The organism is Pigmentiphaga sp., from assembly GCF_019689535.1.
In the GTDB taxonomy this organism is placed as follows: Bacteria; Pseudomonadota; Gammaproteobacteria; order Burkholderiales; family Burkholderiaceae_B; genus Pigmentiphaga.
This window is the reverse complement of the sequence record NZ_JADGHH010000139.1, coordinates 1-9,325: the sequence shown is the minus strand read 5'-3', so window position 1 is coordinate 9,325 and position 9,325 is coordinate 1. Positions and strand designations below refer to the sequence as shown.

General features: G+C 64.2%; 8 protein-coding genes and 1 tRNA gene. All 9 read right to left on the bottom strand.

The genetic code is table 11. From position 1 onward, the window contains the following. Positions 1 to 592 precede the first annotated feature (592 nt). Positions 593 to 669: transfer RNA gene (locus tag IRZ12_RS12400), tRNA-Arg, on the bottom strand. A gap of 152 nt (positions 670 to 821) precedes the next feature. Continuing rightward, a complete protein-coding gene (locus IRZ12_RS12395) occupies positions 822 to 1,529 on the bottom strand; it encodes a DUF2968 domain-containing protein (RefSeq protein ID WP_296468856.1) in 708 nt (235 codons plus the stop codon). A gap of 102 nt (positions 1,530 to 1,631) precedes the next feature. Then, complete coding sequence (locus IRZ12_RS12390) at positions 1,632 to 2,990, bottom strand: sigma 54-interacting transcriptional regulator (RefSeq protein ID WP_296468854.1); 1,359 nt, start codon at positions 2,988 to 2,990, stop codon at positions 1,632 to 1,634. A gap of 37 nt (positions 2,991 to 3,027) precedes the next feature. Beyond that, the gene (locus IRZ12_RS12385) at positions 3,028 to 5,187 is read right to left on the bottom strand and encodes a TadG family pilus assembly protein (protein ID WP_296468852.1); all 2,160 of its coding nucleotides are present in this window, start codon (positions 5,185 to 5,187) and stop codon (positions 3,028 to 3,030) included. A gap of 12 nt (positions 5,188 to 5,199) precedes the next feature. Continuing rightward, positions 5,200 to 5,814 (bottom strand): DUF3613 domain-containing protein, encoded by a 615-nt coding sequence (locus IRZ12_RS12380; RefSeq protein ID WP_296468850.1) that lies wholly within the window; start codon positions 5,812 to 5,814, stop codon positions 5,200 to 5,202. Between the two features lie 57 nt (positions 5,815 to 5,871). Further along, the gene (locus tag IRZ12_RS12375; RefSeq protein WP_296468849.1) at positions 5,872 to 6,897 is read right to left on the bottom strand and encodes a tetratricopeptide repeat protein; all 1,026 of its coding nucleotides are present in this window, start codon (positions 6,895 to 6,897) and stop codon (positions 5,872 to 5,874) included. A 2-nt stretch (positions 6,898 to 6,899) separates the two neighbouring features. Beyond that, positions 6,900 to 7,868 (bottom strand): type II secretion system F family protein, encoded by a 969-nt coding sequence (locus IRZ12_RS12370; RefSeq protein ID WP_296468847.1) that lies wholly within the window; start codon positions 7,866 to 7,868, stop codon positions 6,900 to 6,902. A 4-nt stretch (positions 7,869 to 7,872) separates the two neighbouring features. After that, on the bottom strand, positions 7,873 to 8,808 hold the full coding sequence (locus IRZ12_RS12365; RefSeq protein WP_296468845.1) for a type II secretion system F family protein: 936 nt from the start codon (positions 8,806 to 8,808) through the stop codon (positions 7,873 to 7,875). After that, positions 8,808 to 9,325: ATPase, T2SS/T4P/T4SS family (locus IRZ12_RS12360; RefSeq protein ID WP_296468842.1), on the bottom strand; the 518-nt coding region annotated here is incomplete at its 5' end. The genes IRZ12_RS12360 and IRZ12_RS12365, both read right to left, overlap by 1 nt.

The window sequence follows — 9,325 nt, the reverse complement described above, 5'->3', positions numbered from 1 at the left end:
AGTGTACCCGTCTTAACGGGCCTCGCGTCTTTGCCTGCGCGCCCGGCACGCCCCCGGCGGGCGACACGCGTGTAATCGGGCTGTGCCGCGAAAAAAAAGCCCTGTTGCTTGCGCAACAGGGCCAGAGCTTGCCATGTGGTGCTGCTGAAAGCACCAGGGTCGGTCGGGATGACACGACCCTGCCTCCCACTGGGGAGCCAATTACCAAGAGTGGAGGAGACGCGCAAACAGCCGCTCCGGTAACCGACTTCCCTGTGCAATCTGCAGAGCTAGCTCTGCAAACCACGACGAAAGTCTAAGTACATCCGGCCCCGCCCTCAAGGCGTTCGAGGCCAAAACCTGGCGGGTATTTGAGCCCGATCAAATGCCAGCGGCGCTAGCCTGCATTTTCGTGATGGATGCGACGGCGCCGACAGGGCGGCTGCCCGAGAGAGATGTTCGCGTGCCGCACACAGCCCGGCAACATCAGGCTGGCATTAAGGAATGCTTCCAGGCAGAAGAAAGTTTCAACGCGGCGCAAGCGCAATATGTTGCAGGCACTCGCGCAAAGTAAAAAGGGGTTAGCGGATGCTTCCACTAACCCCTTGCAATTTGGCGCGCCCGGCAGGATTCGAACCCACGACCCCTTGGTTCGTAGCCAAGTACTCTATCCAACTGAGCTACGGGCGCTGCGAAGAAATGAAATTATAGCGAGACTTTTTTGCTCGTGCAAATCAGGGGCGCTGATCTTTTTCTGACAGCACTTTTTTCGGCCGGGCGCCTCCCGGCCCGGCTGCTTGCTTGCGTCCGAAGCGGCCGCCTAGCGGCCCCTTCGGAGGCCCTCAACGTCCGCGCTTGGTCTCCGGCCCCACCACCCGGTTCGCGCTCTCCAGCTTGGCTTGCTGCTCTTCCAGCATGCGAATCTGGCGCTGCAAGGCGTTGAGCTGCTCGCGTGCGGCCTGCCGCTCATTGGCCAAGGCGGCGGCTTCCTGGCGCGCCTGTTCCTGGCGCGCTGCAACCTGCTGCTCCTGTTGACGCTGCAGGGTGAGGTCGTTCTGCAAGGCGGCCAGGCGAGATTCATTGGCGGCGATCAGCCGCTCCGTCATGGCCCGTTCGGCGTCGAGCTTGATCCGGCGGATGTCCACGTCGGCGAGCTGTTCGGTTTGCTCGACGAAGGCCTTGTAGGTTTGTTCGGCTTGCTGCTCGGACGTTGTCTTGACCACGCGCCAGAAGTTCTTCTGCTGGAACATGGCGACGTAATAGGTCAGGTCATCGGCCTTGAACAAGAGGCTGGCGCCGTAATTACCGTTATAAGTGGTGCGCAGCTCGTTCAACGCACGATTCTGGATGAGCTGCTGCAGCTCTGCCATGGTGCTGTTGGCCGGGGTCAACGCGCCGCTCTCGGCCGAACGCTCTTGCGCCGCCGCCCCCGCCCCGGCAGGCTTACTGTTTGCATTCTGGACCACCTGGGCCGACGCGCCCAACGACACGGCGGAAAGCAGCAGTCCAATCCCCACACGTTGGAGCATTCTGCGTGTCCTAACTTTCATTCCAGCTTCCTTGGTGATATGAATTCGGTCGCCCCGACCGCAACTAAGCGCGTCTGATTTTAATGAAACCGCGCCCCCCGGTACGCTTTTATTTACGAGCATTCAGTCCATTTCCCCGGCGATTTCCGCTTCCTGGCCGACAATCTGATATTTGCGCATTTTTTCCCATAGAACTTTGCGGCTGATGCCGAGGTAATTGGCGGTGTCCTGGCGGCGCCAGCCGTGCGCGTCGAGGGCTCCGATGATGCGGTTGCGTTCGGCCACTTCCTGCGGACTGCGCTCGTTGACGGGAATGACACCGTCGGAAAGCGAGGCGAAAATCCGGCCTATGCGTTCCCTATCCCAGGAGCGAAACTGCCGGACCATCACGCCGACGCGCTCGGCCACATTGCGCAGCTCGCGCACATTGCCCGGGAAACGCGTCCGGGCTACCAGCGCCTCCAGCCAGTCGGGCACGTCTTCCTGGTCGGAAAGTATTTGGCCGAGCATGGCCTTGAATATCGCGATTTTGTCGGCCGCGCCCCGCTCTTCCAGGTTCGGGACCTGCAGGTCGATGACCGCAAGCCGGTAATACAAGTCGGCGCGGAACAGCTCCTGGCGCACCAGCTCCCGCAGGTCGCGGTTGGTCGCGGCCACGAGCCGGAAGTCGACGGGAATTTCAGCGGTGGCCCCCAGGCGGGTCACGGTGTTTTGTTCCAGGACCCGTAGCAGCTTGACCTGCTGGTACAAGGGCAAATCGCCGATTTCGTCCAGGAACAGCGTCCCCTCGTTGGCTTGCTCGAAATAGCCCTTATGGGCAAAGGTCGCCCCCGTAAAAGCGCCCTTGGCGTGGCCAAAAAAATGGGACTCGAACAGGCCGTCGGGAATGGCGCCGCAGTTCACCGCCACGAAGGGTCCTTTGCCATAACGGTGATGCCCCTCGTGCAACAGCCGGGCGATGCGCTCCTTGCCGACGCCCGTCTCGCCCCGTATCAACACCGTGGAATCGCAATCGGCGTAAGCCTGCACCTCGGAAAGGAACGCCCGCATGCATGCGGAGGTAGCGATCAGCGGTTCAGAGGCCTTGGCGCGCGCGCCCTGCTCGCGCACCACGCCGGCGACCTTGAACACCAGCGAGCGTAGCTCCGCCGCCGTAAAGTCGGCCGGCAGGATATTCGAATACTCGGGCGGGTAAACGCGCGGGTCGGTGGTGCGCGCCTCGGCCGCCACCCAGATCACGGGCATGCCATGGCCGGCCTGCCAATCGCTTACGCTGAAATTCGGACGATCGATGACGGTGACCGATATGACAGCGACCGACAGCCGTGCACTGAGGATGTCGCGCGACACGACGATGTTGTCAGCGCGAATGACGTCCACGTCGAAATTAGCAAGCGCGCGCGCCACGCGCTCCGCGATGTCCGACTTGCCTTCCCAGACATAGACGTCCAGTTCCGGTACGAAAGCGGATCGGAGTTTCATGCCATGTCAGCCCTAAAAGAACGCCTCATCGTCATGCTCAATAAACGAGCCTGGCATTACCGCAGTTCACAGACAGCAACGAGACGTCGGTCTCCCCGAGGCCCAAGCCCAATACGTCGTTCAACAGGCCTTGCAGCAATGTACTGAGCGCATCCAACAGGGGAGACAGCACCTTCACGACCAGGCCAAGAATCGCCGTCACCGCCGAATCGCCGCTGAGCATGCTCTTGACGAACGGCACCTTGCATTGGTACAGCGCATCGGGCCCTCCCAGCCCGCACAGGCCGAGCACCACGTCGCCCAGCACCGCCCCCACCGTCGATAGCAGCTTCCCGACGAGTTGAAGCAGGCCCGTCAACACCGCTCCGCTAGCCCACGTATTGGCAAAGTTTTCCAGGGCCCGCCCCGACCAAGTCAGCTCGGCATTGATTTCGGAAAGCGAGCGTCCTCCAGGCTTGCTACCCAGCAGCCGCGTGGCCATCTCAGTCTTGGCTTGGTCGCTCGTCGCTCCCGACACGCCGGATGCGGCGGGCGCTCCCAGCACGTCGCCGAGCAATCCGTTGCCGACGGCCGAGGCGATGGTGTAGCCGAGCTGGGTGAGATCGATATTGTCGTCCGGGCTCACGGTCACGACCTGGGCCGCGTCCGGCGGCAACGGCGCGGTGAGCACCACGTCCGCCGAGCTGGAGGGCAGGATCGGCGCTTCGACCTTCGCCTGGACTGGCAGTAAGCCCAGCACGTCAAGCACTTTGTGTCGACCGACCAAGGATGTGCAAGCGTTGGTACTCGAGAAAAAATCGTCGCTCGCCGGCGTTCCCATGTTCGGAAAACTGCCTAGGCACAGGTTCGCCACCGCAGATTGCACGGACAAGCTCGCCTGCCGCTCCTGCAACGACGCCGAACACATGTCTTGCAGAACTCCGGTGGACTGTGCCACCTCCAGGATGATGGGCAAGTCAACCACGATCCCGAGCGAGTTCAGCAGCCCGCCCACCAACGGAACAGTGCTCGTGCCGACCCGCAGATACACCCGCACCTGAGCGCTGTTGGCGGAGGTGCCGATGCCGCCGATGGCGATGGTCGGCGGCTCGACGATCCGGATCTTGCCCCGCACGAGCCCGGCGACGTTGAGGTCGGGGATATCGATGAGGTTGTCCCCATTGGCGACGCTGATCGCCGTTCCGACCAAGTCGAGGACGTTCACGTTCGCGGTCAACGCAGCCATGGGATTGGGCGTGGTGATGTGGGCAAAGATGCCCGGCTCCGTCTGCGTGCCGAACAGCCTGACGGGGAGATCGAGCGGGCTATTCGAGGGGATGGCCCGCAATTCGGCCTCCAGCAGCTTGAGCGCGTCTAATTGCGCACCCGCCACATGCTCGAGGCTGAGCACGTCGATCATGGCGCCCAGCAGTTGCCCCAGCGTCAGGTTTTTCAGCGCCGCGGCTTCGCTCGGCGTGCCGACGTCCAGGATGGCGGTCGCCGGCAGGCCTAGCGCCTGGAGCAACCCCGCCGGCGTGAGACTGACGTTCGCCAGCCCGGCCGAGCTGAGCACGTCCAACCGGGAAGGCGAGACCCCGACGCTTGCAAGCAGGTTGTAAAGCAGGCTGCCAGGATACAGGCGGATCAATCGTGAGCCCACGGTGAACGAAGCCACGGCATCCTCGCGCGTAGCGATAGCCTCGGCCGTGATCGTGCGGTTGCCCAGGAAAGGCAGCAACGCCGGCGTAGACTGCGTTATGACAACCTTGACGGCATTGAATCCGACCGAATTCTTCGGCGTGCCGAAGTACTTTTGCCCCCCCTTCCCTCCGTAGGATTCGGTAGGCGGTTCCATGGCCAGCACCGTGTTCTTGGCGGGATCGGGGTTCGGATCCCAGCGACCGCACACAGGTGCCGGCGACGACGACATGGTCAGCCCATACCGCTGCAGGTTGGCATTGGCATTGCCGATCGCCGCGGCCGTCGCGGCATCGCAGCTATCGGGGTCCAATTGCTGCGCGCCGGCCAGCGCCGCGAGGTCCGCCGTCTTCTGCAGCTCGCGTTTCATATAGAAGAGATGGCCGATATCCGCCGAAGCGAGCAGGATCACCGACACCAGCATCGCCCCCGCGGCCGCGATCAGCACCGATCCCCGCTGCCGGCGCAAGGGCTGCGGAAAACCGGATGGAAAAGAAGAAGACCGGCGCAAGAAAGTCATGGAACCTTCCTACTATTGCTTGGGCTGCGACGTCGTTTCGTAGAACTCAGGAATGGGATGCGAGAAGCTCTCGACGTAGCGCTTCCAGCTCGGCGCGGCCGTGGCGCCCAGCATGGGCAGGGCCTGCCCCGCCAGGCGGCCTTCGGCCTGGGCACGCAATACGGCCCGGGTCACGTCGCCGGTCGGGCGATTCTTGCCCGCCAGCGCCTCCTGTGTCGCGCTCGCCTGCGTCGCAGCACCAGCCTGTGGCACGGCGGCAGACGGTTGCGCCCCCGAGGCCGGCCGCGGGGCCGGCGCGGCAGCCGGTCCAGGCACTTGGCGCACCACGGAAGACGCCCGCCCCCGCGCGGCCGGTGCCTGGGCCGCTCCCGCGCCGGCGGCCTGCCGCTGCGCAGCCTGCTGGCGGGCGGCGGCAGCCTGGCGCGCCTGTTCTTCGGCCTGGGCCTGGCGTGCCGCTTCCTGCATCCGTGCGCGCTGCTCGGGAGTGACCTGCATCATGGAGCCCGTCACCGGTGCATTGGACTGCCCATGCGCCACGGGCGCCGCCGTCATCACGGCCAGCATCAGGGAGTACGTCACGCGGCGCGGGGAGAATTGCCCGTGCAAGGATTGGCTGGTACGTTTCATGATCACCTTGGTTCCAGGTATTCGTCGTTAAAGATCCCGTTCGTCAGCCGTCCGGTGTCAGGGGGTGTCCGTGCTGAATCTATCGAGCATCGACTGCATGGGCACGCGCACGGGTGCCAGGTCGGATGGCAAACCGGCAGGCGCCGCCTGCATCGCCTCGGCGGGTGGCAATGCATCGGCCCCCCGCGCCGAAGGAGCTTGCATCGCCTTAGGCAGGCCGGGCGTGGCGACCGGGAGCGACACGCGCGCCATCTGGGGCGCGGTACTAGCCTCGACCGGCCGGACCACGCTCGATGCAGCAGCTGGGCCCGTGCGCGCGGCCACTGGCGCAGGAGCTCCTGAAGTTGACGCCGCCAACCGCATGCTTGCGTGCTCCTGCACGATGTCGCCCGCCATCTTGCGCACCGTCGCGCGGGCATCCGCCGAAAGCCCGGCCTTGTTCATGACGGTTTCTGCGCGCGCCGCGTCACCCGACACCAACATCAACAGCGCCAGGTTGCCGAGGATCTTCGGATTGTCCGGGGCCAACTCCGCGGCCTGCGCGAGCGGAAGGCGCGCACCGGCGACATCCCCACTGCGCAGCAAGGCATAGCCCAGATCACTCACGATCAATGCGTTGGTCGGATCGAGGCGAGCGGCCTCGCGCAGCGACGCAACGGCACCGGCATAGTCTCCGCGCCCGCCGGCAAGCAGCCCCAGCCCTTGGGCCGCCGCCGCGCCGACTTCCGTCTTGAGCAGCTTGCGATAAACCGCCGCGCTTTCTTCGGCCTGCCCGGCCTCGCGCAAGGCGTGCCCGCGCAACAGCTCGATATCGGGCGCGCTGCCGTGGCGCTGGACGAAGGCGTCGATATGCGCGAGCGACGCAAAATACAACCCCTTGCCTTGCATCTCGCGGATCAAGGAGAGATACATGCCGCGGCTGTTCGCCTCCGGCTCGTTGTTAGCCACCTGTTGGCGCAACAGCGCTTCGTCATTGAACTGGGGAGTCGAGACCCCATACCCCGACGGCGTCGAGCCACACCCCCCGAGCATGACGAGCAGGCTGGTCAACGCGGCAGTGCCGATGGGCCTGGATTTATTCACGTTCAACCTCCCACTCTCGCCAGGCTACGGAAAACCGCCAGGAAACCGGCGCCCCCCGTCACGATGATGAGCGCCGGCAGCAAGGTCAGCACCATGACCCCTGTCATCTTCACGGTGAGTTTCCCAATGCGCTCTTTCAGCTCCATGCGGCGCTGCTCCCTCAACCGCTCCGAGAACAGCTTGAGAGGTTCCTGCACAGCGCCACCGTGTTTGTCCACCTGCACGATCAAGCGCGCCAGGGCCGTCAGGTCTTCATTGCCGAAGCCCGTGGCCAGCCGTTGAAGCGACTGCTCCCGGGAGAGTCCACGCGCATACTGGTTGGTGGCGATCTCCAACTCCCCGCCCAATACCGGCAGGACGTTCCGGAACTCGGTGACGACGACATGCAGGCTCTGGTCGATGGACAGCCCCACGCCTTGCAGCAGGCGCAATAAATCGATCAACAGGGGCAGCTCCTCCTTCGCCTTGCGGACGCGGACAGAGGCGAAATAGCGCAGCGCCCACTTGGGCGCGAGATACCCCAGCGCAAAGCCCACGAACAGCGACAACATCGTGCTCAAGAAGCTGCCGTGCCCGAAGAGCCAGGTGATGACGGGAACCGCGACGACCAGCAGGGCGCGCGCAACGATGTAGAGCGCCCGCGCGCGGGCGGGATCGGAAAAGCCGCATCGATCGATCAGCTGCCTGTCTTCCGACTCCAGCAGCAGGCCGCCCAGGCGTCCTCGCTCCCACTTTTCCCCGAGCTCGGCCGCATTGTCGAACATGCTGCGGACCCGGTCCCGACGGGAAGGCGAGGCCACGCTGGCCAGCGCATCTTCCAGCCCCGGGTTGGCCCGTGCCGTGATGGCACTGTCCACGACCCGGCGGCTGCGATTCTGGCGCATGCCCCGCACGACGATGCCCAACCCCACCAGCAACGCCGCGGCGGCAAACAAGAGCAAGGAAGCGGCAGTCAGCAGTTGTGTAGACATAGCATCAAACCGATTTGGCCATGCGATAGAGCCAGAAGGAGCCGATCAATTGCAGGGCAAAGGCGCCCACCAGCATCTTCTGCCCGACCGGATCCGTCCACATGCCCATGAACATGTCGTTGTTGAAAACCAGGATGAATCCCGCCACGCCCGCGGGCAGCAGAGCCAGCACCCAGGCCGACAAGCGCACTTCCGCCGACAACGCATGCAACTCTTCCCGCGCCTGTTGCAAGTCGCGCATGAAAGCGGCCATCCGCTCGAGCACCTGGTCGCTGCGCCCGCCAAAACGCAATGCCACGCCGATCACGGCCGCAACCAGTTCGAGCTCGTAGAAACGATAGAGGCGCGCCGTGTGGACGAGCGCCGCGTCCAGTTCCATGCCCGCGCGGTTAAGCTGATTGGCACGCTCCAGGACTTCCAACAGCGGCGCCTCGACCGAAGGGACGGCCGTATGAAAAGCCGAACCGAGGCTATTGCCGATCGTGATGAGCCGGACCAATGCGTCGATGAATCCAGGCAATTGCCGCACCATCTTTTGGCGGCGCTTTTCTGCGCACCACCAGAGCTGGAACAGGGCAGCTACCAGCACCATGCCAAAAAGCACTGCCGCGGACACAGTGCCGCCCAGGAGTGCCGCCGACAGTGGCAACAGCACCAAGGCTGCGATCCAGGGAACAAAGAACTTGGGGCCCGGAACAATGCCCGCCCGCAGCATCATGTTCTGCAGGCGGCCATGGACCCCTTTCGGACGGACGGGCGGATAGAGCTCTTTGGCGGTCTCGACCACGGCATGGCCCGCATCGAAACGATGGAGCTGCTCGTCCATGAACGCGCTCGCCGCCTGCTGCCTGCCGCGCTCGGCCGCACGCTGCCAAAGCCACAACCCCGCAGCCACCAACAGCAGCGCAACGCAGAGGATGACCAGAGCCTGTACCGACATCAACGCCCCCGAGACCAAAACCCGCCGCCGCTCGCAGGCGCTTCCGGAGCCGGCATCGGGCGCAATTGATCGCGATACTTCGCCAGCTTGGGCGTGTGCGGATGAATGCCCAACGAGACCCACCGGTCTTTTTCCTCGCCGTCGGGGCCGATGAAACTCTCGTGCCGGTACAACTCCTGGGTGGCAATGACGTTGTCGCCCATGCCGGTCACTTCAGAGATGGAAATAATGCGGCGCCGACCGTTGGAAAGACGACCGATCTGCACGATGAAATCGAGCGCGCTCGCGATCTGCCTGCGTAGGCTGTCCTCGCTGCCCTGGAAGCCCGCGAATCCGGCCAGCATCTCGATCCGGTACAGGCATTCCCGCGGAGAGTTGGCGTGGATCGTCGCCATCGAGCCTTCGTGGCCCGTATTCATGGCTTGCAGCATGTCCATGACTTCCGGCCCCCGCACTTCCCCCACCACGACCCGGTCCGGGCGCATGCGCAGGCTGTTGCGGATGAGGTCGCGGATGG